Origin of the sequence: Salmonella sp. SJTUF15581 (assembly GCF_043356775.1) — a bacterium.
GTDB classification, from domain to species: Bacteria; Pseudomonadota; Gammaproteobacteria; order Enterobacterales; family Enterobacteriaceae; genus Salmonella; species Salmonella enterica.
Window position 1 is genome coordinate 244,175 of record NZ_JBEUJY010000001.1, and the last position, 23,749, is coordinate 267,923.

Annotated in this window: 20 protein-coding genes, 1 tRNA gene and 2 pseudogenes; 9 read left to right on the forward strand and 14 right to left on the reverse strand. The window is 48.9% G+C overall.

Going from position 1 to position 23,749, the window contains the following annotated elements:
* Positions 1-30 precede the first annotated feature (30 nt).
* Both lptF and lptG read left to right on the forward strand, forming a co-directional pair.
* Entirely contained in the window at positions 31-1,131 is a 1,101-nt protein-coding gene (lptF, locus tag ABVN36_RS01130) for an LPS export ABC transporter permease LptF (RefSeq protein WP_000584132.1), read from the forward strand.
* Positions 1,131-2,213 (forward strand): LPS export ABC transporter permease LptG, encoded by a 1,083-nt coding sequence (lptG, locus tag ABVN36_RS01135; protein ID WP_001182242.1) that lies wholly within the window; start codon positions 1,131-1,133, stop codon positions 2,211-2,213. The genes lptF and lptG overlap by 1 nt, the downstream gene beginning before the upstream one ends.
* A 216-nt stretch (positions 2,214-2,429) precedes the next feature.
* Here the strand turns inward: lptG and ABVN36_RS01140 are convergent, their stop codons facing one another.
* The 4 genes from ABVN36_RS01140 to idnD form a co-directional block, all read right to left on the reverse strand.
* Positions 2,430-3,428, reverse strand: a complete 999-nt coding sequence (locus ABVN36_RS01140) for a LacI family DNA-binding transcriptional regulator (RefSeq protein ID WP_001244065.1) — start codon at positions 3,426-3,428, stop codon at positions 2,430-2,432.
* 63 nt (positions 3,429-3,491) lie between these two features.
* Positions 3,492-4,811 (reverse strand): gnt-II system L-idonate transporter, encoded by a 1,320-nt coding sequence (idnT, locus tag ABVN36_RS01145; RefSeq protein ID WP_023138471.1) that lies wholly within the window; start codon positions 4,809-4,811, stop codon positions 3,492-3,494.
* 61 nt (positions 4,812-4,872) lie between these two features.
* Positions 4,873-5,637 carry a gluconate 5-dehydrogenase gene (gene idnO / locus ABVN36_RS01150; protein ID WP_000998688.1) on the reverse strand — a complete coding sequence of 255 codons (765 nt, stop codon included), beginning with the start codon at positions 5,635-5,637 and terminating at the stop codon, positions 4,873-4,875.
* Positions 5,638-5,661: 24 nt separating this feature from the next.
* A complete protein-coding gene (gene idnD, locus ABVN36_RS01155) occupies positions 5,662-6,693 on the reverse strand; it encodes an L-idonate 5-dehydrogenase (protein ID WP_023138472.1) in 1,032 nt (343 codons plus the stop codon).
* Between the two features lie 216 nt (positions 6,694-6,909).
* Between idnD and idnK the strand changes: the two are divergent.
* Positions 6,910-7,439, forward strand: a pseudogene (gene idnK, locus ABVN36_RS01160) (gluconokinase).
* Between the two features lie 27 nt (positions 7,440-7,466).
* Here idnK and ABVN36_RS01165 read toward each other — a convergent pair.
* Entirely contained in the window at positions 7,467-8,486 is a 1,020-nt protein-coding gene (locus ABVN36_RS01165) for an NAD(P)-dependent alcohol dehydrogenase (protein ID WP_023138473.1), read from the reverse strand.
* A 222-nt stretch (positions 8,487-8,708) separates the two neighbouring features.
* Here ABVN36_RS01165 and ABVN36_RS01170 point away from each other — a divergent pair.
* The 4 genes and pseudogenes from ABVN36_RS01170 to ABVN36_RS01185 all read left to right on the forward strand — a co-directional run.
* Positions 8,709-8,793, forward strand: a tRNA-Leu gene (locus ABVN36_RS01170).
* Between the two features lie 199 nt (positions 8,794-8,992).
* Entirely contained in the window at positions 8,993-10,261 is a 1,269-nt protein-coding gene (locus ABVN36_RS01175; RefSeq protein ID WP_023138474.1) for an integrase arm-type DNA-binding domain-containing protein, read from the forward strand.
* 215 nt (positions 10,262-10,476) lie between these two features.
* The gene (locus ABVN36_RS01180; RefSeq protein WP_023138475.1) at positions 10,477-11,352 is read left to right on the forward strand and encodes a phosphorothioated DNA-binding restriction endonuclease; all 876 of its coding nucleotides are present in this window, start codon (positions 10,477-10,479) and stop codon (positions 11,350-11,352) included.
* A 34-nt stretch (positions 11,353-11,386) separates the two neighbouring features.
* Positions 11,387-11,572 (forward strand): annotated as a pseudogene (locus ABVN36_RS01185) (integrase); the annotation flags it as partial.
* A gap of 138 nt (positions 11,573-11,710) precedes the next feature.
* On the opposite strand, the gene ABVN36_RS01190 reads toward ABVN36_RS01185, so the two are convergent.
* From ABVN36_RS01190 to ABVN36_RS01210, 5 genes are read right to left on the reverse strand one after another with little or no spacing between them, the layout of a single operon-like run.
* Complete coding sequence (locus tag ABVN36_RS01190) at positions 11,711-12,511, reverse strand: DUF6615 family protein (protein WP_023138476.1); 801 nt, start codon at positions 12,509-12,511, stop codon at positions 11,711-11,713.
* A gap of 14 nt (positions 12,512-12,525) precedes the next feature.
* The gene (locus ABVN36_RS01195; protein WP_071591275.1) at positions 12,526-13,023 is read right to left on the reverse strand and encodes a hypothetical protein; all 498 of its coding nucleotides are present in this window, start codon (positions 13,021-13,023) and stop codon (positions 12,526-12,528) included.
* Between the two features lie 59 nt (positions 13,024-13,082).
* On the reverse strand, positions 13,083-16,214 hold the full coding sequence (locus tag ABVN36_RS01200) for a type I restriction endonuclease subunit R (protein WP_023138477.1): 3,132 nt from the start codon (positions 16,212-16,214) through the stop codon (positions 13,083-13,085).
* Positions 16,214-17,527 carry a restriction endonuclease subunit S gene (locus ABVN36_RS01205; RefSeq protein ID WP_023138478.1) on the reverse strand — a complete coding sequence of 438 codons (1,314 nt, stop codon included), beginning with the start codon at positions 17,525-17,527 and terminating at the stop codon, positions 16,214-16,216. The genes ABVN36_RS01200 and ABVN36_RS01205 overlap by 1 nt, the downstream gene beginning before the upstream one ends.
* The gene (locus ABVN36_RS01210; RefSeq protein WP_023138479.1) at positions 17,514-19,226 is read right to left on the reverse strand and encodes a class I SAM-dependent DNA methyltransferase; all 1,713 of its coding nucleotides are present in this window, start codon (positions 19,224-19,226) and stop codon (positions 17,514-17,516) included. Before ABVN36_RS01210 ends, ABVN36_RS01205 begins: the two co-directional genes overlap by 14 nt.
* Positions 19,227-19,605: 379 nt before the next feature.
* Here ABVN36_RS01210 and ABVN36_RS01215 point away from each other — a divergent pair, with 379 nt between their 5' ends.
* Positions 19,606-20,835 (forward strand): HNH endonuclease signature motif containing protein, encoded by a 1,230-nt coding sequence (locus tag ABVN36_RS01215; protein WP_077908620.1) that lies wholly within the window; start codon positions 19,606-19,608, stop codon positions 20,833-20,835.
* Positions 20,836-20,894: 59 nt separating this feature from the next.
* A complete protein-coding gene (locus ABVN36_RS01220; RefSeq protein WP_023138481.1) occupies positions 20,895-21,239 on the forward strand; it encodes a hypothetical protein in 345 nt (114 codons plus the stop codon).
* A 104-nt stretch (positions 21,240-21,343) separates the two neighbouring features.
* On the opposite strand, the gene ABVN36_RS01225 is transcribed toward ABVN36_RS01220, so the two are convergent.
* The 4 genes from ABVN36_RS01225 to ABVN36_RS01240 all read right to left on the reverse strand — a co-directional run bounded on the left by ABVN36_RS01225 (position 21,344) and on the right by ABVN36_RS01240 (position 23,632).
* Positions 21,344-21,868 (reverse strand): hypothetical protein, encoded by a 525-nt coding sequence (locus ABVN36_RS01225; protein WP_023138482.1) that lies wholly within the window; start codon positions 21,866-21,868, stop codon positions 21,344-21,346.
* 156 nt (positions 21,869-22,024) lie between these two features.
* Positions 22,025-22,600 (reverse strand): hypothetical protein, encoded by a 576-nt coding sequence (locus ABVN36_RS01230; protein WP_023138483.1) that lies wholly within the window; start codon positions 22,598-22,600, stop codon positions 22,025-22,027.
* Positions 22,601-22,685: 85 nt separating this feature from the next.
* Positions 22,686-22,892 (reverse strand): AlpA family transcriptional regulator, encoded by a 207-nt coding sequence (locus ABVN36_RS01235; RefSeq protein WP_023138484.1) that lies wholly within the window; start codon positions 22,890-22,892, stop codon positions 22,686-22,688.
* Positions 22,893-22,996: 104 nt separating this feature from the next.
* The gene (locus ABVN36_RS01240) at positions 22,997-23,632 is read right to left on the reverse strand and encodes an inovirus Gp2 family protein (protein WP_033903615.1); all 636 of its coding nucleotides are present in this window, start codon (positions 23,630-23,632) and stop codon (positions 22,997-22,999) included.
* Positions 23,633-23,749: the final 117 nt, after the last annotated feature.

The following is a 23,749-nucleotide window of genomic DNA, read 5'->3' on the forward strand; positions in this document are numbered from 1 at the left end:
AAAAAATGGGTTTTTACGGGCGTATTTAAAGTGATAATCATAAGATATCTGGTGCGGGAGACGCTCAAAAGCCAGCTGGCGATACTCTTCATCTTACTTTTGATCTTCTTTTGTCAAAAGTTAGTGAGGATTCTCGGCGCGGCGGTTGACGGCGATATTCCCGCAAATCTGGTGCTCTCGCTTCTGGGGCTGGGCGTACCGGAAATGGCGCAGCTCATCCTGCCTTTAAGCCTGTTCCTGGGGCTGCTGATGACGCTGGGCAAACTGTATACCGAAAGTGAAATTACGGTCATGCACGCCTGTGGGTTGAGCAAAGCCGTGCTGGTAAAGGCCGCCATGGTACTGGCGTTATTTACCGGTATCCTTGCGGCGGTTAACGTGATGTGGGCCGGCCCCTGGTCGTCAAAACACCAGGATGAAGTACTGGCGGAGGCGAAAGCGAACCCCGGTATGGCGGCGTTGGCGCAGGGGCAATTCCAGCAGGCGACCAACGGTAGCTCGGTGCTGTTTATCGAAAGCGTTGATGGCAGCGACTTCCACGATGTTTTCCTGGCGCAAATTCGCCCTAAGGGCAATGCTCGTCCTTCTGTGGTAGTGGCCGATTCCGGACACCTTACTCAGTTGCGCGATGGTTCCCAGGTTGTCACCTTAAACAAAGGGACGCGTTTTGAAGGGACGGCGTTGCTACGCGATTTTCGCATCACCGACTTCCAGAACTATCAGGCGATTATTGGCCATCAGGCCGTGGCGCTGGACCCGAACGATACCGACCAGATGGACATGCGCACGCTGTGGAATACCGACAACGATCGCGCTCGCGCCGAGCTGCACTGGCGTATCACGTTAGTCTTTACCGTATTTATGATGGCGCTGATGGTCGTGCCGCTCAGCGTGGTGAATCCACGTCAGGGGCGCGTCTTGTCTATGTTGCCCGCCATGCTGCTTTATCTGCTGTTCTTCCTGATCCAGACTTCCATTAAATCGAATGGCGGTAAAGGCAAACTGGACCCGGTTATCTGGATGTGGGCGGTCAACCTGATCTATCTGGCGTTGGCGATTGGTTTAAACCTGTGGGATACGGTGCCGGTCCGCCGCCTGCGTGCCCGTTTTCTGCGTAAAGGAGCGGTATAATGCAGCCATTTGGTGTACTTGACCGCTATATCGGTAAAACCATTTTTACCACCATCATGATGACGTTGTTCATGCTGGTGTCGCTCTCCGGGATCATCAAGTTTGTCGATCAGCTGAAAAAAGCGGGGCAGGGTAACTACGACGCGCTGGGCGCGGGTATGTACACCCTGCTCAGCGTACCTAAGGATATCCAGATCTTCTTTCCTATGGCGGCGCTGCTTGGCGCGCTGCTGGGGCTGGGGATGCTGGCGCAGCGTAGCGAACTGGTGGTGATGCAGGCATCGGGTTTCACCCGTATGCAGGTGGCGCTGTCGGTGATGAAAACGGCTATCCCCCTGGTGCTGTTGACCATGGCGATCGGCGAATGGGTCGCCCCGCAGGGCGAGCAGATGGCGCGTAACTATCGTGCGCAGGCGATGTATGGCGGTTCGCTGCTTTCCACCCAGCAAGGTCTGTGGGCGAAAGACGGGAATAACTTTGTCTATATTGAACGAGTGAAGGGCGACGAGGAGCTGGCCGGCATTAGTATTTACGCTTTCAACGATCAGCGTCGTTTGCAGTCGGTGCGTTACGCCGCTTCGGCAAAATTCGACCCGGAGCATAAGGTCTGGCGTTTGTCGCAGGTGGATGAGTCCGATCTGCAAAACCCGAAACAGATCACCGGTTCGCAGACGGTGAGCGGCACCTGGAAAACGAATCTGACGCCGGATAAGTTAGGCGTGGTGGCGCTGGATCCGGATGCGCTTTCCATCAGCGGTCTGCATAACTACGTTAAATATCTGAAGTCGAGCGGACAGGACGCCGGACGTTATCAGCTCAATATGTGGAGTAAAATCTTCCAGCCGCTCTCCGTGGCGGTGATGATGCTGATGGCGCTGTCGTTTATCTTTGGACCGCTGCGTAGTGTGCCGATGGGCGTGCGCGTGGTGACGGGGATTAGCTTCGGCTTCGTCTTTTACGTTCTCGACCAGATTTTTGGCCCGCTGACGCTGGTATACGGCATTCCGCCGATTGTCGGCGCGCTGCTGCCGAGCGCGTCTTTCTTCCTGATTAGCCTGTGGCTAATGCTGCGTAAGTCGTAATCACAGGCCGCCATCAGGCAATGCAGTAAAGCGCAGTGCCTGATGGCGCTGCGCTTATCAGGCCTACCAGAACCCGTAGGCCTGATAAGTCCTTTCCGCCGCCATCCGGCAGACCGCCTGGTATTACTCGAATGATGTAGTGCGTAACCTGACGCGTGGCGCTTTTGGCTACGCGTTAAGCTCAGGCAAGCTGCGGGAAAAAGTAGATCAAAAAATTTATAACGTGCTGCCGTGATAAATCTGATAACCCAAATCAATCGTATTATGGTTGAGATCGTTATTTTTAATTTTGTTGAGCAACATCTGCGCGGCTCTGCGCCCGATCTCAAAACGAGGGGTAATTACGCTGGCGAGGCTCGGTATCATTTGCCTGCCCATCTCCAGACCGTGGAAGCCGGCGATGGAGATCTGCTCCGGTACGGCCAGTTGACGCTCGCGGCACCACAGTAGAGCGCCCATTGCGATATCGTCATTTGTACAAAAGACGCCATCCACGTCCGGGTGCGCAGTAAGCGCATCACGCATTAGCTGTATCCCCAGATGGATAGAGGAGATAGCGCGGGGATTGATGCGCAACGGCGCCAGCCCCCGGCGCGTCATCGCATCGCAGTAGCCGTGATAACGCTGCTCATCACGGATATCGTCTTTTGAACCCAGATAGAGAATTTTCCGCCGCTGGCGTTTATCCAGCATGGTGCTGACCATATCAAAGGCGGCCTGACGGTTATCAAACCCCACCTCCATATCTAAGCGATCGCCCTGGATATCCATGAGTTCTACAATCGGAAGGGTAGCTGAGCGCAGGAATTTGACGGTTCTGAGGGTATGATATTTTTCTGAAAGAATAATGCCGTCGATATTGTAAGACAGTAAATTGATAACGGACTCTTCTTCCGAATCGCGATTGTAATTGTAATTCGCAATGAGAGTTTGGTAGTTATGACCCGACGTTACGGATTCAATCCCGGCAAGAATGTCGGCAAACAACTGGTTCTGAAAAGAGGGGATCAGCACGCCCAGAGTGTAACTTTGCGCGTTTAACAGCATAGCTGGCGCGCGATTTGGTATGTAGTTAATTTCCTCCATGATCTGCGCAATACGCTCGCCGGTTTCCCTGGCGACTTTTTTCGGCGAGCGGATGTAACGGCTCACCGTCATTTTTGTCACGCCAGCAAGCGTAGCGATATCCTGCAAAGAAATTCTGTGATTCCTCATGTTTTCTCCAGTACCGGGGGCGGGAACGTCGCCCCCATGGTTAATTGGGCTGCGGATGATGAATTAATGCAGAACCGCATTCAGCGCCAGTACGCCCAGCAATCCCATGACAGAAATCAATGTTTCCATAACGGTCCAGGTGCGTAGGGTTTCCCCGACGCTAAGATTAAAATACCCTTTAAATAGCCAAAAACCGGGATCGTTAACATGTGATGCAATAACGCTTCCCGCGCCTGTCGCCAGTACCATTAACGCCGGATCGGCGTGGGTTACGTTAATAATCGGCAATACGACGCCCGCTGTGGTTATCGCGGCCACGGTCGCGGAACCTAACGCAATACGCAGCACGGCGGCTACCGTCCAGCACATTAATAACGGAGATAGCGAGGTGCCGGTCATTAATTGCGAGATATATTGACCCACGCCGCTATCCACCAGCACTTGCTTAAACGCGCCGCCGCCCGCGATGATAAAAACAATCATCGCAATAGCGCCAATGGACTCGCCGACGATATCCATCACCTGCTCAACCGTACGTCCGTTGCGTCGGCCCAGCGTAAAAATGGCGATGATAATGGCAATAAACAACGCCACTGCTGGATTACCAATAAATTCGAAGAAAACCCGCACGGCATTCGTTTTTGGCAGCGTGATTTCACATACCGCTGCGATGGCCATCAGAATGACCGGGATCACGGCGGCAAAAATACTGTTCCAGAATGACGGCATCTCCTCTTCACTGAATAGGTGAGGATTAAATAATCCTTCAGGCGGCGCTTTCTCAAAGCGCGCCAGCAATTTTGAAAACAGAGGGCCGGCAACAATCACGGTCGGTATGGTAATGATTAACCCATACAGCAGGGTCGTACCGAGATTTGCCTCAAAAATTGTCGCAATAGCGGTAGGGCCGGGATGCGGCGGCAGGAAGCAGTGCGTAACGGATAAGGCGGCGACCATTGGAATCCCGACATACAGCAATGGCAGTCCCGATGAGGCTACAATCGTAAAAACGAGCGGCAACAGCAGTACGAATCCGACTTCAAAAAACATTGCCAGGCCGACGATAAGCCCGGTGATCACCAGCGCCCATTGCACGCGTTTTTTGCCGAACGTATTAATGAGCGTCGTCGCAATGCGCTGCGCGGCGCCGGTATCGGAAATTAATCTTCCCAGCATCGCGCCAAAACCGAGGATCATGGCGAGTCCGCCCAGAGTACCGCCAATTCCGTTTTGTATGGAGTGCAGGACGTCTTGCGCGCCCATCCCTTCGGCAAATCCCACCACGGCGGCAACCAGAACAAGGGCGATAAAGCCGTTAACTTTAAAGCCAATCATTAAGATCACCAGCAGCGCAACGCCTGCCGCAATAATTATTAATGGCATATTCGTCTCTCTTATTAGCGCCAAAATAGCAGCGCTTACGCGCTGCGTCGTATTTCCCTGCTCAGACGGCAACCAGCATACCGCCATCGACAAACAGCAGATGTCCGTTAACAAAGTCGGAAGCTTTTGACGAGAGAAACACCGCTGCGCCAATAAGCTCCTGGGGATCGCCCCAGCGTGCGGCAGGCGTACGTTTGCATAGCCAGGAGGTGAAGGCTTCATCTTCAACCAGCGCTTTGGTCATCTCCGTTTTGAAGTATCCCGGCGCAATACCGTTGACCTGGATATTATGACGCGCCAGCTCCACGCACATGCCGCGAGTCAGCATCTTCACGGCACCCTTCGACGCGGCGTATGGCGTAATCGTGTCGCGGCCCAGCTCGCTTTGCATCGAACAGATGTTGATCACTTTTCCTGCCTGACGCGCCACCATACGGCGCGTAACGGCCTGAGAGACGAGAAAAACCGCGGTCTGATTTACGGCGATGACATCATTCCACTCCTGTTCGGGAAACTCAGTAAACGGATGACGGCGCTGGATACCGGCGTTATTTATCAGGACGTCAATGACGCCGATATCTTTTTCGATATGTTCAACCGCAGCTTCAATATCCTGTTTATGGGTGACATTAAAGGGAGCGGCAATAGCCTTTATCCCTTCCTGCTGAAGTTTCGTCACGGCTGTTTCGGCACGCTCCGGGGTAATATCGTTAACAATAATGCGCGCGCCATAGCGACCAAGACCGGTTGCCAGCAAATAACCAATTCCCTGAGCGGCTCCGGTGATAAGGATATTTTTACCTGCCAGTGAAAAAAGATCGTTCATGATAGTGTCCCTTATTTTACTTTCTCAGAAAACGAGCTGAACTTTTGCCGCCTGTGTTTTGTCTCCGGCAAAGATCAGCGCCGCTTCCAGGTCGGTAAATGGATATTCCGCGCTCAGTAACGGCAACGGATTGATAACGCGGTTGGCAAGCCAGGAAACCGCAGTATTAAATTCGGTAGTAAAGCGGAAAGAGCCTTTCAGCGAGATCTCTTTGCTTATTAGCATCATCATCGGGAAGTTGGGGACTGCGCCGCCCATGCCAACCTGCACCATCACGCCTTTGGCCCGTGTGACTTCCAGACACGTTGAGATAGAGGAAGGATGCCCAGAGACTTCAAAACTGATATCGAAATACCCTTTTTCTGCTTTCCAGTCATCGAGAGAATCATGCTGTGGGTTCACCAGCGTATCCGCGCCCATCTGCCGGGCCAGCGAGAGAGAACGGGCGCTGATATCGGCACATACCACTTCCGCCGCGCCCAGCGTTTTTACCGCGCTAACAATCAGACAGCCGATAGGGCCAACGCCGGAGATAAAGACGTGGTTGCCCTGCAGATCGCCCGCCTCATGAGCCGCATGAATGGCAACCGCCAGCGGCTCGGCAAAGGCCATGGCTTTTTCGTCCGCCTGTTCCGGCCAGGGAATGCACTGAGCGGTATCGACAGCTTTAAATCGGGTAAAACCGCCATCGACATGCGGAAAATACATGGCGCTGCCAAAGAAACGCATTTCAGTACAGTGGTTTTCTTCATGCTGCAGACAGTATTTGCAATGACCGCAAGGCTTCGATGGATTAATCGCTACCGGTTGTCCTTCACGTAATAAATCTGAGTCGCTATGAACGATTTTGCCAATCACTTCATGACCTAAAATCATTGGCGCTTTTACTGTAAAATTGCCGACTTTGCCTTCCTGATAATAATGTAAGTCAGACCCACAAATGCCGCCTCGGGTAATTTGTACGAGTGTTCCTTTATTATTCCATTCAATATTTTGTTCCGTAACGGCAACAGCACGCTTACCCGCAACAACGCAGGATTGAGTTTTTACTTCCATAAATTCCTCACTGGTCAGGTAGTTACCCTGAACGCATTTAAGCGGTTTTATTTGTCACTATTTGTGACTTATGTCACGCTGGAAAATTGTTACACTACAATGTTACGCATAACGTGATGTGTCTTAGAGTTCTTCTCTATGGAAATTAAAAAACGTGAAATTGTCGAACGTAGAGGCGTAATATTGTGGTGTGGAATATGACTCAGAGGTATTTAAATGGCCGGGGAAAGCTATATTTTAATGGGCGTTTCAGGTAGTGGTAAGTCTTTAATAGGCAGCAAAATTGCAACATTATTTTCTGCGAAGTTTATTGACGGCGATGATCTCCATCCGGCGAAAAACATTGATAAAATGTCTCAGGGAATACCGTTAACTGATGAAGACCGTTTACCCTGGCTGGAACGATTAAATGACGCTTCATACAGTCTTTATAAAAAAATGAGACGGGATTTATTGTCTGCTCGTCATTAAAAAAACAGTACCGCGATATTTTACGTAAGAGCAGCCCTAACGTACATTTCCTGTGGCTGGATGGCGATTACGCTACTATTCTGCAGCGAATGCAGCGTCGTGCCGGGCATTTTATGCCGCCAGACCTGCTGCAAAGTCAGTTTGACGCGCTGGAGCGACCCTGTGCCGATGAACATGATATTGCGCGTATCGATGTTAATCATGACATCGAGCACGTGACGGAGCAGTGCCGACTGGCTGTACAGGCTTTTCGTCAGGCACTCAGCGCTTCCTGATCATTGTCAAAGCGCTGAGTCAGGCGGTCAGAAGTCAGCTTTTAGCACTACACGATAGCGGGCTTTGCCGTCGCGAACGTGCTGAATAGCTTCGTTGATTTGTGACATTGCGAACAGTTCCGTGGTGGGTGCGACTTTGCTGCGTCCGGCGAATTTCATCAGCTTGCGAAGTTCATATGGCGTTCCGGTTGCCGAGCCTGAGATACTGCGATCGCCGGCAATTAATGTAAACGCCGGTACGGGCAGCGGCTTCAATACCGCCCCAACGGTATGGAAGTTGCCGCCATACGTCAGCGCTTCGAAGTAGGGCTGCCAGTCGAGATCGACGTTGACCGTGTTGATAATGAGATCGAACTGACCCGCCAGTGCTTTTAACGCTTCCGGATCGCGGCTATTCACCACGTTATTGGCCCCCATCGCCAGCACTGCCTGCTCCTTCGATGGATTTGAGCTGAACGCGGTGACTTCGCAGCCCATTGCATGTAACAGCTTTATGGCGATATGCCCCAGCCCGCCGATACCGATGACGCCAACGCGGCTGGTAGCAGTAATATGGTGCATCAATAGCGGTTTAAAGACCGTAATGCCGCCACATAACAGCGGGCCTGCGGACGCCATATCTATATTCTCCGGAAGAGGAATTACCCACTGCCAGCCTGCGCGAAGCTTCTCGGCAAAACCGCCACGATTGAGGATAGTGGGCACTGCGCCTTCCTGGCAGTTAATTTGATTGCCGCTGATACAGGCATCGCAGTGTCCGCAGCTGCGCGCCGTCCAGCCGATTCCAACGCGCTGGCCGACTTTTAGCCCCTTATTCTGTGCCGCGCTGCCGAGCGCGGCCACCCGACCGATGACCTCATGTCCGGCAACCAGAGGGTATTGAGAGAACCCCCATTCATTGTCGATCATCGACAGATCGGAATGGCAGATCCCGCAGTAGTCGACCCGTACCTCGACATCTTCCGGTTGGAGTTCTCCCGCGTCATATTCATAGAGTTCGAGCTCGCCGCCCGCCTCTTTGGCGGCGTAGCTTTTTATTATCGTCATTGTGTTTCCCTTAATGTGGTGTTGAACTGAAAAGTGTAGAGCATGGAGGCAAGGGACGCCCGGCGTTAATCTGCTGGAGAAGGCGGGAAGTAGCCTGATTATTCTATTTAATACTCAACGCTGCTGAAATTTTCAGCACTTAGCGATACAGGTGTATGCTCGTGCTTGCATGGCGGCGTATGACAGGTATAATCCACAACGTTTTCCGCATACCTCTTCAGTGCCGAAGTGGCGAAATCGGTAGACGCAGTTGATTCAAAATCAACCGTAGAAATACGTGCCGGTTCGAGTCCGGCCTTCGGCACCAAAAGCATGTAAATGGACCTCAACTGAGGTCTTTTTTTATGCCTGAAATCCTTGTCACACAAGGCTTTCCACGATTTTCCCTTCAGATGAAGTCAACTTAGGTCAACCCACATCAAGTCGCTTGTGAGTATATAACTGAGTATATATGCTGATTCGATAATGTTTGTATACTCACGGCGGTACATGGAAGGAGAACCATCATGGCTCTGACTGATACTAAAGTCCGTTCGGCAAAACCTGAAGATAATGCAAACCCGCTATCTGATGGTGATGGCCTGTTTTTACTGGTACATGCTAATGGCTCCAAATATTGGCGATTTCGTTTTCGCTTTGGTGGCAAGCAGCATGTGATGGCGTTTGGCGTTTATCCCGAAGTTTCACTGGCGGATGCCAGGAAGAAAAGGGAGGAGGCCAGGAAGCTGGTGGCTGCTGGTATCGATCCCCGCGAACATAAGCGTGCAGTGAAAGAAGAACAGGCGAAAGAGATTATTACTTTCGAGAAGGTTGCCCGAGATTGGCTCGCGACCAACCAGAAATGGTCGGAAGATCACGCTGAGCGCGTGAAAAAGAGTCTGGAGGATAATGTTTTTCCGGCGATTGGGACGCGCAATATTGCTGAATTGAGCACCCGCGATTTGTTACTTCCCATTAAGGCCGTAGAGACGTCTGGACGTCTTGAAGTGGCTTCCCGTCTCCAACAACGTACTACGGCCATCATGCGTTATGCAGTACAAAGCGGGCTAATTGATTACAATCCGGCTCAGGAGATGGCAGGAGCGGTTGCTTCTGGCAATCGAAAGCATCGTCCTGCGCTGGCCTTAAAGCGTATTCCAGAACTGCTTCAGAAAATAGATGGCTATACCGGAAGACCATTAACCCGCTGGGCAACCGAACTTACCCTACTGATTTTTATTCGATCCAGTGAACTACGTTTTGCTCGTTGGTCGGAGATTGATTTTGAAACGTCAATGTGGACGATTCCACCAGAGAGAGAACCTATCCCTGACGTTAAGCATTCTCACCGAGGATCAAAGATGCATACACCGCATTTGGTGCCGCTTTCTAAGCAAGCACTGGCGATCCTGAAACAGATAAAGCAGTTCTGTGGCAAGCATGAACTGATTTTTATTGGCGATCACGATCCACGTAAGCCGATGAGTGAAAACACGGTGAACAGTGCGCTACGGGTGATGGGGTATGACACTAAAGTTGAGGTTTGTGGTCACGGCTTCCGCACGATGGCTTGTAGCTCATTGATTGAGTCAGGGTTATGGTCAAAGGATGCGGTAGAACGACAGATGAGCCATATGGAACGTAACTCAGTGCGGGCAGCGTATATCCATAAGGCGGAGTTTATCGACGAACGCAAGCTGATGCTGCAATGGTGGGCTGATTTCCTGGATGCGAATCGGGAGAAAGGGATCACGCCATTTGACTATGCGAAGATCAACCAGGGGCATGGTGAGTGAGACGAGTGCTTTTATTTCTTGATTGATGTTTAAATTAAAATGACCAACCAGCCCGATTAGGGCTGGTTGGTCGCTGTATTTTTTACCGTTGTTATCGGGTTTTCATCTGCCAGGTACAGAGCTGACAAATAAAAAAGATATCTGCAATAAAGCCTTGAATGTACATATAGTTGCGAGCATCATCGCAAATATGTGCACATGGATTCTTCAATGTAATGGCCTCTGATAAAACCCTAAAGCAAGCGATATCAAATATCACTATCTGGCGCAAAGGCGAACAGCGTGCGCCACATAAGCCATTATTGCTGCTGCACGTCCTCTCACACTATCGGCAGGGTCATGATCGCCTGTTTAACTATGGCTCTGAAATCTACGAGCCCCTGTTGGATCTCCTGGAACGTTATGGACCGCAGCGTCGTGACCAGCGCCCGGACATGCCGTTCTGGCGTCTGAAGGGCGATGGCTTTTGGGAACTACAAAACGCGGAACTGTGCTCAACCAATGGTAGCCGCCAGCCACCCCGACGTGAACTCATCGAATATAATGTCGCGGGTGGATTTGATACCGATAGTTTTGCGTTGGTGGCAAAAAATCACAGGTTAATTGATACGCTGGCGCAGCAGCTCCTGGAGGCGCATTTCCCGGCCAGTATCCAAGAAGACATCGCTGATGAGATGGGGTTTGATATTCGCACCTCTCTCCGCCAACGTGATCCGAAGTTCCGCCAGATGGTGCTACGTGCTTACAATTATCAGTGCGCGATCTGCGGCTTCAACATGCGCCACGACAATGCGCCGATTGCTCTGGAAGCTGCCCATATCAGATGGAAGCAGCATCATGGCCCTTGTGAAGTACCTAATGGCCTGGCGTTGTGCGCAATCCATCATAAAGCGTTTGATCGTGGTTCGATTGGCCTGGATGAAAATATGCGTGTGATAGTTTCCGACGCGGTAAATGGTGGTGGGGTGGTGCAACGGCTGTTCTGGGATTTTGCGGGAAAGGCGATTGCGTTGCCCCCGGTTAAAGAAAATTATCCGGGCGAGCAGTTTGTGGAATGGCACAGGGAAGAGGTGTTCAGAGGAGAGTGTTGATCTGGGGTAGGGCAGCTATTTTGCGTGTGGTATACAAACCATTCTGCATGAGCAGGGCTTTAACTCAGCGTGGATTGAAACGCAGCTTGCGCACATCGATAAGAACGCGATTCGCGGGACGTATAACCACGCGCAGTATCTGGATAGGCGTAGGGAGATGATGCAGTGCTATACGGATTACATTGGTGAGCTGGGGAAAGGTGGGGGGGAGATAGCATAAGACATCTAGAGCGCTAAACATCTAAAATAAATATCAGCCTATCGAGCCATAAGAGTATGGTTGTAGGCTGATTACTGATTTAAGTTATTTATATTCTAACTGCATCTATATTTAATTATATATATCAGAAGGTTATGTTCAGTCTGCTATGTTAGTTAGCCTTTCGCTTGTATTTATAAATAATATCCGCTTAGGATAAAAACCCAACTCACGATTATAATATTCATTCGGCATTTGCTCACAGCTATTTAAGTGACCCATTTGACTAAGCCACTCCCAGGGATCTTGATAAATTTTAGCTTCAACGCCAAAACAATGAACTTTGGCGATTTTACTTTTTTCAGAGATAGCAGCAATGCTCAGACATTCAGCAAGGCATCTCAAAGGGACTGTATCAGGGAACTGATGTATTGCTCCAAATGTTCTGTACCCTCTATTTTTAATAGCATACTTTACATTCTGTAATGAGGTAACTGTACAACCAAGCTTTGTTAAATCAAAAGGTAATGGGCAATTCCATTTCGTTGGATAATTGCAAGGATCTAGATGATTGTAAAAGGCATATAAAGGAATTGCCTGATTCACATGTGCATATTTTTCTAAAATATCATGCTGAAATAATGTTTTTGATCCTACGCCTACTTTATGATTTAAAGATGAATAACGATTGGTTTTTGCATCAAGCTTTTTCGCCTGAACTGCATAGCGTAAATAGCCATGCGTACGGTTTCCAATCCACCATTCCCAATCAGTACCTTTAACACTCTCCATATTTTTAGGCGTCTGGATGATTTTTATTTCTGAAAGATTTTGTGATGCAAGATATAGTAAAATATTATCAGTTAACGTTTCCTCGCCCTGGATTATATTATATTTTTTTCCATTCTCAAGCCTCTTCCATACATCATCACTGATAATATCCAAATGGTTCATTAACATGCTGACACCTTACGTTATAAAACGAAATATAATAAACTCAAAAAAGAACCGAAAATAAAAACATGCCGAAATATTGCGGTTGCCACTAATTCATCTAGACGAATACCCTTCCATGATGAACTTCTCCATCCTAACTGAAATAATGTTGCCCATGACAAACTAAACAAACCACAAAAGCTACAGACACTACTCCAATTTATAGAACGATTTAAATTAAACTTTCCAAGATAAAAACCAATAATAGTTACAATTAAAAATATAATGAACATTATTGAGAATGAAATAAGACATGCCTTTCTTAAATCATCGGTGTATTCATCAAGTTTATTTTTATGATCCTCTATATTTGAATTGTATTTCCCTGACTTCCATTCTGATCTTTTATTGGGGCATTCAAGCTCGAATGCCATATTGTTGATAGCACCGAGAGTAATAAATTTTTTCTTACTGAAGAAAAAATAAAACATAGCTTTATAAATATTTGCTTTTTTAGGTAACTGTGCTGTATTCATATCTATCACAAAAAAATAAAAATAACGAGGTTGACAGCAAGAAACTGTCAACCTGAAATTTACACCGTCCAATGATTCGAAATAACTTCCGCTTGTTTTAAAATTAGCTCGACCGCACCCGCTGTTTTATCCGGTGGATATTTGTACTTACGCAGTGTCTGGCGTACCAGAACCCGTAACCTCGCCCGCACACTGTCTCGTACTTGCCAGTCTACGGTGGTGGATTTACGCAATTGCCGTGTGACTTCAATAGCCAGCTTTCTGAGCGTGTCATCGCCCAGTTCACGGACTGCACTTTCATTTTCAGCCAGCGCATCATAGAAAGCGATTTCATCCGGATTTAAGCCCAGCGCATCATCGCGTGCCATTGCGTCCTGAAACGCTTTCGCCATCTCGATCAGCTCTTCAATCACCTGTGCGGTTTCAATCGCCCGGTTATTGTATTTGAGCAGTACGGCTTTCAGGCGGTCAGAATATTTCTTCTGCTGCACTACGTTATTACCGGAACGTGCATGAATCCCGTCATTGAGCAGTTTTTCCAGCAACTCAACCGCGAGGTTGCGCTGCGGCATCTCCCTTACTTCTTCCAGGAACTCATCCGACAGCAAACCTATGTTCGGCTTATCCAATCCAGCCAAAGCAAACACATCTTCAACGCCGGTCGCGACGACCGCATTATCAAGAATTTTACTCAGCAGCGAATTTTTTTCTGACTGGCTAAATTTGGCCTTCGGATCGAGTTTGATAAGCCCCACTCGGATCGCCGAAAGAAACGCGAACTCTTCCTGCAAAGGTTCGGCCTCATCAAGGGTGTTACATAGTGACCAGGCTTTGCTCATCGCCAGCGAGACATCGAGGTAACGTTTTTTACCGTCATCCAGTCCCAGAATGTAGTTCACGGCATCACGCAAGAAGGCCAGCGGATCGTGGGAGAAGCCCGTGTAATCAAACCCCGGCTTACCCGCCGAACGGGCAAACATCCCATGAATGACATCCATTTTTTCCAGCAGAATAGCAAAGGCTTCCCTGGCATCTACCGTCGTCTGTCCTTTACCTTTTGAATCGGTATAGGTTTTCAGCGCCTGCTTCAGCTCGTTGGCAATGCCGATATAATCCACCACCAGCCCGCCAGGCTTATCTCGGAACACGCGGTTAACACGGGCAATCGCCTGCATCAGGTTATGGCCGCGCATCGGTTTGTCGATATACATGGTGTGGCAGCATGGGGCATCAAACCCGGTCAGCCACATATCCCGCACAATCACCAGTTTCAGCGGATCGTTCAGATCTTTAAAGCGGGCTTCCAGGCGTTTTTTGGTCTGTTTGTTGTAGATATGCGATTGCAGATGATCTTTATCCGACGCAGATCCGGTCATGATGACTTTGATCGCCCCTTGTTCAACGTCTTCACTGTGCCATTCCGGGCGTATCGCCACGATAGCATCGTACAGTTTCACGCAGATCTCGCGGCTCATGGCGACAATCATCGCTTTACCGTTCATGGCGGTATTGCGCGTTTCAAAATGCTGAACCAGATCGGAGGCGACCTGCTGAATACGAGGCTCTGAACCGACCAGCTTTTCCAGGCGGCTCCAGTCGCCTTTGGTTTTCTCCTGCTGCTCCGCCTCTTCGTCTTCTACCAGTTCATCGACCTGGTCGGAGAGCGTTTCCAGCTCTTCATGGTTCAGGTCGAGCTTTGCCAGCCGGGATTCATAGTAGATAGGCACCGTTGCGCCATCATCGACCGCATCCTGAATGTCGTAGATAGAGACATAATCACCGAAAACGGCACGGGTATCTTTATCTTCCGAGGCAATCGGCGTACCGGTAAAGCCCATAAACGATGCATTCGGCAGCGCATCGCGCATGTGTTTGGCGTAGCCGTATTTATAGACACCAGTTTGTCTGTCCAGCGTGGCGCTCAGGCCATACTGGCTACGGTGCGCTTCATCAGAAATCACCACGATATTGCTGCGTTGGTTGAGCGCCGGATGACTCTGCTCACCCTCCAACGGCGCAAACTTCTGCACGGTGGTAAAAATGATACCGCCGGATTCACGGGCATTAAGCAGCTCGCGCAGCTCGTCTCGGTCATTGGCCTGTAGTGGCGTCTGCTTCAGTAAATCCTGTGCCTGGCAGAAGGTGGCATATAACTGCCCGTCGAGATCGTTACGATCCGTCACCACCACAATCGTCGGGTTGTTCATCTCCGCCTGTTGTAGCAGTTTCCCGGCATAGCAGCACATGGAGATACTTTTGCCGGAACCCTGGGTATGCCAGACCACACCCGCCTTTTTACTGCCGGGCTGAATATTGCTGTGCAGCGGCAGGTGTTTACCGGTCGAGGCCACAATCGTTGCCGTCACAGCTTCACGCACTGCATGGAACTGGTGATAGGCGGCAATCTTCTTAATCAGCCGTTTGCCGTCGTTCTCAAACAGGACAAAATAGCGGATGTAATCGAGCAATAATTCACGGTTAAAAAAGCCCTGCACGACGGTTTTAAGCTGCCAGTCAAACTGCGGTTTGTCATTTTCGTTCGCCACGGTTTTCCACGGCAGGAAGCGCTCTTCATCCGCCGTGAGAGAGCCAACGCGCGCATTCTGCCCATCGCTCACCACCAGCGCCTCGTTACAAATAAACAGGTCGCTCAGTTCGTTCTTATAGGTCTGTAACTGGTTAAACGCCGCCCAGATATCGGCGTTAGCATCAACCGGGCTTTTTAGTTCGATCACCGCCACCGGCAGACCGTTGATATAGCCAATGACATCCGGGCGACGTACCTGTTTGATTCCCTGAATGGCGACCTGGTTCACCACCATAAAGCGGTTGTTGTCTGGATGATTGAAATCCATTAACAGCGCGTTGTCGTGAATCACCTTGTCTTCATGCTTGTACTCAACGGGCACGCCATTGAGCAGCAGATGATGCAAGGCTTTATTGCTGACGACCAGATCCGGGCTGTGGGCATGGGCGATACGCTGTATCACCTCTTCCAGCACGGAAACAGGGAGATGGGGGTTGATGGTTTGCAACTGTTCCAGCATCACCGGGCGCAGAAACACATCATGAAATGAGGCACGCAGCGGGTTATCGCCATCCGGCGCAATATCCGGCCCGTGCAGCACATCCCAGCCCTGTTCAGCAAACCATTGCAGACATTGCTGTTCTAAATCGTCTTCGCTTAGCATCAGGCTTCCTCGCTGATTATTTGTTCTGCTTCCGGCAAGGTAATTTCGCCCGAGAGAAGTTTGGGGAGAAGGGTGTCGCGGAGATCAGATAATATTACTGTCGAGAAATCATTTTTTTGAATATTATTCCTGATAGCTGACATGTGTTTGTCAAATAGACTTAATATAAACTTATCGGGCTGAAGCACTTCAAGACGATAAACATTATCTCTATTTAACCCTGGAACTGCAGCATCGGTATTCATCCCTGAAAGATTCAATGTTTTCATTAAATAATATAAATAGGTCAACGGGATCTCATCTTTGCCTTCAACAAAATAAACGGTATCTATCGGATGGAATTTCCCATCTTCCCAATAAAGCGTCCCAATTGAACCTTTTCGGCCAACTATAATACTTGGCCCCTCAACAAGATAATTGTTGTGAGAACCAGTAATACCGCCTGATCCATAAACTGGATACGGCCCTTCAATTCTCTCTGTCTTTTTAAGTGCTTTTCCATAATGAAGAATTGCAAGATTAGACAAACGATTTAATTGCCATCCTTCCGGGATTTCCCCCAATTCATGGCCCTGCATCACTGACGGAAACAGTTCTGCCGTGGCTTTTAACTCGGCATATTGCTCAGGATGTTTACGCTCAAAAAACGCCAGCGCATCCGCATCTTTCCCGGAAATGGCGGTCATGGCGGCAAGCGTTACGTCTGCCTGCGAACCACCCGCTTCCAGTACCGCCATTTTGGCTTTTACCGGTTCAAAATCGACAAACCAGCTTTTGAACAGAGCTTGCGCCATTTGTTCGAAAGTTTGGTTGATTTGATGATTTAATAAAATTTTATCGTCGAATTTCTTTAAAACATCACCTGCAAATTTCCTCAATCTTTTGTCAGGGAAATCATATTCATAATCGGCTAATGATTGCCATGCAACGCGTTGACGTCCAGAAGTTCCTTCCATTCTGGATCGAGCAAATGAACGGAATTCCCCAAGGCGTGAGAGATAATAAATATAATCACTATCGTACTCAGGCTCTTTTGCAGCTAAAACGATAAATTCCGTTGAACCAAAAGCAACCTCACCATCCGATAAACCGGAAACAAGCGATGTTTTACCATTTTCAAGACAAGGTGTTATACGAGCAAACAAGGTGTCTTTATTTGCAAATTTTGAACCGCCACCGGTGAAGATTTTTTCATCAACTCTATTTATATCTCTACCATTTTCGGGAAGTGCGGCCATTTCAACAAAGGCTGCACTTTCTCCTTTTTTTAGTGGGCGCTTTGGATTAAAAATAACCAAATCAGATAATTTCATAACCCAGCCCCCCCAGATTCGCCTTAATCTGTGCTTCCAGGTTCGCGCTCTCTTCCAACTGATCTTTCAGTTGCGCCGTCAGTCGTGCCATCTTCTCGGCAAAGGGCTCATCATCTTCGTCCTGCTCGGCAGCACCGACATAGCGACCTGGGGTCAGGACAAAGTCATTTTTCTTTATATCTTCCAGCGTCGCGGCGAAGCAGAATCCCGCTTCATCTTCATAGTCTTTATCCGTCTGCCATGAATGGAAGGTGTCGGCAATTCTGGCGATATCCTCACGAGTAAAGTCACGCAGCACGCGGTCTTTCATATAGCCAATCTGACGGGCATCAATAAACAGCACTTCGCCTTTGCGGTGTGCTTTGCCGTTACCGCCGGTTTTGTCTTTGGTCAGGCACCAGATACAGGCCGGAATTTGGGTATTGGTAAACAGTTGGCCCGGCAGCGCGACCATGCACTCGACCAGATCGGCTTCGATCAGGTTGCGGCGGATCTCGCCTTCGTTGTTGGTGTTAGAGCTCATCGAACCGTTCGCCAGCAGCAGCGCCATCGAGCCTTTTGGCGCAAGGTGATGGATCATGTGCTGCATCCACGCAAAGTTGGCATTGCCCTGCGGCGGTGTGCCGTATTTCCAGCGCACGTCGTTTTCCAGCTTGGCGTTCCACCACTCCTTCATGTTGAACGGCGGGTTCGCCATCACGAAGTCAGCTCGCAGATCCGGGTGCTGGTCGTCCAGCAGGGTATCGGCGTTTTTGCTGCCGAAGTTAAAGTCGATACCCCGGATCGCCATATTCATCGCCGCCAGCTTCCAGGTGGTCGGGTTGGACTCTTGGCCGTAAACGGAGATATTGCGCTTCTGCTCGGCGGCGTTGTACTGCTTCTCGCCCGCGTGCTCTTCGATAAAACGGTCGCTGGAAACAAAGAACCCGCCGGAACCCATCGCCGGGTCATACACGCGCCCGTTATACGGTTGCAGCATTTCAACAATCAGGGTGACGATACTTTTTGGCGTGTAATACTGGCCGCCCTGCTTACCTTCCGCCAGCGCGAACTGACCGAGGAAATATTCGTATACGTGGCCGAGAATATCTTTGCTCTTTAAGCTCAGTTTCTCACCGTTATATTCCGGGTTGCTGAAGTTGGCATCAGAGAAGGTGTTAATCAGCCCGGTCAGTACCTCGTTGCCCAACTGGTACTGGCTAATGCGGTTCAGAATGCCTTTCAGTTTCGGGTTGGTTTTTTCGATTTCATCCAGCGCGTTGTCCACCAGCCAGGAGACGGAGCGCAGCTTCACATCCTGTCCGGTGGTTTCATCCACCCACAGCACCGTACCGGTCGGCAGAATCGCTTTCGTTTTCAGCGTATCCCAGCGTGCGGCTTTCGGCACCCAGAAGATGTTCTTTTCGGTGTAGTAATCTTCGACTTCCAGTTCATCAACAATCGCCTGTGCGTAATCTTCGTCGGAGTCGTAATCATCGCGCGATATGGCGTAGATGTTGTCCGGGTTGCCGACATCGCGGAACAATGTGATCAGTTCTTGCTGGCGAGCCTCAAAAGCATCGGAGACATACTTCAGAAAGATAAGCCCTAACACTACATGCTTGTAGTTGGCGGCATCCATGTTGGCGCGCAGCTTGTCAGCCGCCTTCCAGAATTTGTTATCCAGCTCATTCAGAAACTGTTGTTCAGCGTTATTCATAAAAACCTCAAAAAATCAGCGCTACCCGGCACGATGTCCACCAGGCTGCATAAAATCAGTGAATGCGAAAGATCATACCCTGACGTCAGAGCGATACCAAGATCAGGGGAAAGTTTTCGCATCAATAGCTTGCGGCAAGGGGGGATTACTCACTTACACTCACAGCGTAAAAGAACAGTATTTTTTGTTCCTGTCTGGGACAGGCCAAAGAATCCGGGTCGACTGTTTGAGCGGATAGAACTTTGCTCAATATTAATCTGACATAATCTTAACTATGAGGTACATCGGTAGTGAAACGATTCAGTGTTTCCCGTCAGAACAGCATCACAATGTATAATCTGTCTTATGTGGCTTTTTTGAGCAGCCAGAGTATTGATTGATGGGAAAGTCATTCAGCACCATATTTCGTTCACTAAATGAAACAACAAAAGAGATTTTGCGTGATGTAGGTGTCTTCGGCGGCCCCTATTCTCATTCCATATTGAACATTGTCCAATCTTGTTTACAAGATAAATACAGCCCAACAGATATCGTCGCATCGGTAAAGTGTAGTAAACCGTACATTGCCCGGCGGGCTGCGTTAAACAACTGTGGGGACCGCAAGCAACGGTTCACAGCATTTGGAATATTAGATGTCGTTGTCAGTTACCAAAATAGTGGTTTTGAACTGGCAAATCATATAGTCAGAATAAGTCAATACGCAGAAGAGGCCCGACAACGTCGTACCAGCACTATGCGGGTTTTGGCAAGGTGCAATACCCGGGAGAAACGATTGATGGCATTTGGCGTGCTAGATATCGCCGAACTTGACTCTTATTCAATTCCTGATACTGCGCTGGCAAGGCATATTCAATATATTACCCAGCGAAAGGTAAGCGACTCAAAGATTGCCCTTCATCAACAGCGTAATGCATTTATTAATACAATGCTGACAAACTCTAGGCATCTGACTGAACGCACTGCCCTACCAAATAGTAAGATACCAGACCAAGATGCTCCTCTATCAGAGCTTGTGCGCCGTTACATCCCAGGTGGAAAAGCGGCAGAATTTCGTGCATTTATCGCTAAAAAAAATTCCCTCCCATCTTCCCCTCTGACGCTAGTCGAGTCTTTTTTAGGGCATAGCGTACATCAGCAGGAAAGCGGTTCAAGGATCGTTTCAACGGAAACTATAGCCTCTATAGAATCCAGCGTACCAAAATTCGCTACAACGACAAAACGCGAAGGAAATGCAACCAGTGTGATCACCAGACCGGATCAGGCGACATTTTCTGAATCGGTCCGTCATAACTGTTATGGATGTTGCGTCATTACTGGCGCAACTTTGCGACAACGAACTGAAGCTGCTCATCTTGTAGAACACCAGCTAGCAGGAGCCGATCACTTCACAAACGGATTGCTAATGCGCCGGGATATTCACAGTCTATTCGACGACGGACTTATTGCCATTGATCCAACGACACTGATCACTTATGTGCAGATGGAGGCTCTGATAGAAGATCCAGATTTAAGGCAATACCATGGCAAACCGATTGCCACCACTCGCCAATCAATTAACCGAAAAAACCTATTGGATCGCTGGGAAGTATTCCATCGACTCAATAAATAGATCACGCAAGAGATACGCGTCACATTGACGATCGATGACCTTAACGAAAGAGACATAAAATGACTCCAGAACAAGCATGTGTAGTATTGAAAAATGTATCGGCAGATAATCTGCTGGCTCTCTCAAGTCAACATACTGACTTGTTCCTGGCAGAGGTAGCCCGCATCATTGCCGCAATGCACAATCTGAGTGAATCAGACGCCACACAAACCCTTCGAAACTTCGGATCACTGACAGCAAGGGAGCTTACTGTAAAAGATTTTTGTGAGTATATTCAATGCGATTCAATAAGTATCGTCAATGAATTAGGCGATCATCCACTTACTGACGCACAATTGCTGGATGCGATGTATAACGGTGATGATGATGCCGAAATTGAGTGGCAAATACGCCATGGAAAGTAAAAAATCCGAAGTTATTTTATTGTAAATGGAAATCACATATACAGGTCCATGTTAAAACAACGGCAGTGTTAGTAGGCGTCACTCATTGGCGTGACGCCCTTTCATTAGTTATTCAAAGCGACGTAGTCTTCTATCTGCGGCTGCAATGCCCAGAATATCTGTAGCTTCTGATCTGTCCATGCTATCAGGGATTCCGAGGATAACCGGTGTAACTCCTTCCATTCGTTGTGATCGATGTCAGTTGCCAGTTCAGCCCAGCATAACAGTGTTAACCTTTCTCTGATTCCTGGCCCTTTGAATTGTTGAAACAATGACTGTAGCTTATTGCTGAGACGACGCATCCCCAGCCGCTCGCATTCGCTAAGCAGCACACCCGGCAGCAGTAACGACATCAGGCCTGTGTTGATGTCCTGCACCGCTGCCATTGGTGCTGTTGTCGGGAGACTGAGAACGTGCTGGAGGCGTTCAGGGATCACCAGCCCGGCAAGCTCACCACCGGGAAGTGTGCAGGGCACCATCGCCAGCTTATGCCAGCGGTTAATACCTTGCTGGCACTGACCATGGAGAACAGCCGGGCGAGTATAATCATCCAGACAGGTCTGGTAGTGGTTGAGCAGTACGTTGTTCATTATTTTTTCCTTGTTAGTTAGCAGGCAAGCAGCGGCCATCGCAGAGTGCCGGAGAGCCGGTGTGCCAGGGTCAGGTTGAAATCAGATAGTGCAGAGAATTATTTGCGGAATGGTTCAGGTGCTCACGAGAGGAATGGTCTTGGTGAGCCACAGGGATCAGTAGTGCATAAACACGACGTACTCATCCATCAGCGCCGTCAGCACCGTATTCTCCTCCTGCCGGTGTATCAGCCAGGTGGTAATTTGTACATCGTCCGCCAGCGCCAGCATATCCAGCCAGTCGTCTACCGGAGCCCCCATCATCAAATCGTACCAGCACAACCAGATAAGCTTCTGGCGAAGCTCACGCGACCTGACCCGCGTCAGAAGATGGCGCAGTTTGCTGGCAAGGTGGTTTTGTTTCAGCCTGACGCATTCACTCAATAAAACCCCTTCCAGCCCGGCATGGGTGAACAACAGTTCCGTGTTGATGTCGAGGCTGATTAGAAAATCACGCTGAATGCTCAGTGGGTCTGGCCGCGTTTTGCCATAAATCATCCGGTACAGGCTTTGCGGCACCACCGCAGTGACGGCTCCAGCCTCCGGGAAATACAGTGCTGAGAGTGTAAGACCGTGGCTGGACTGGACGTTCGGGTGGCACATGCCATTTTTGATAGCGATACTGGTCAGATCGCTCAACCAACGCTGATAGGTGGTGAGCAGTACATCATGACGGGCCGTGGTTTCTTTCATCGATAGATACCTTGTAAAGCAGACAGCCGCAGCAGGTAGTTTGTCCGGCGAGGTTCAGGGAACAATGTGCAGGAAATGGAAAACGCTACTGACGTGATTCATCAATGCGCTTCTGGAACCAGGTTTCCACCTCACTGCGTAACCAGCGGGAACTGCGACCCAGCTTTATAGGTTTTGGAAACTCGCCATCTTTAATCAGCTTGTAAAACCATTTGTCCGTTATTTTTGAATATTTAGTAATAAATTTCATATCGACTAATTCATCGTTTACTTCGGAAGGTAATGTTGTCATGGTTAAATTCCCGATTGAGTATGATAATCAGGAGAGGCGTTTTCATCGCTGCCTTGCTCCGTCCATAACAACCGGTGTTTACGTAAAAAATAATAATGCTGTTATCAGCGCTGACTGCATCCAAAAGAATGATTATCACGGCTGTAGATTTTCGAACGTTCTTTAGCAAAATAGCTCAGGCGAAACGTTAGGCTATTGTAGATGTCAACAAAGTCAGTTGAATGAGCATGCAGGTAATACAATGGATTATCAGGAAAGTGGACCAGTGTTCGATATTCAGAGAATGCAGAAAGAGATAACGCGCTCAGCCATGCATCCGCAATAAGCGTCCCCAGATTGTCAGATTCATTTCGATAGTGTCCCAGCGTATTGAATGTGTCGTGATTGAATAATAAAACGATATGATAGTGTGGCTTTTTACCTGACTCATATTCCCTGACCCAGGCATAGCGTAACTCACTATAATGAACTCGAATATTCTGTTTGGCTTTACGTTTTTGATAGGCGGTTATCTTTTCTCTCAGTGATTCAATAAATCTGGACATAATATCTCCATTATGGTCTGGGATGCTACTGATACTGTCGCCAATATCCCGATACTCAGGTAATCTGAGTATCGCTATTACAGCCAGAGTTCTTGAATGTTGGTTGATAGCATTATTCAACACCATCCACATTCTTTCCAGATAACGTTTGTTGAAAGGAGCATGTCTGTTATCAAGGTTATAACGTTGGTTCATTTCAATATCCTCACGGGTATGTTGGTAGTACATACCAGAGAGGTGTATTTGTATTTTTTTAGCATAACCCTGTCATAGTAATCGAATCTCTTCAGGTATCCATGATGAGGTGATCAT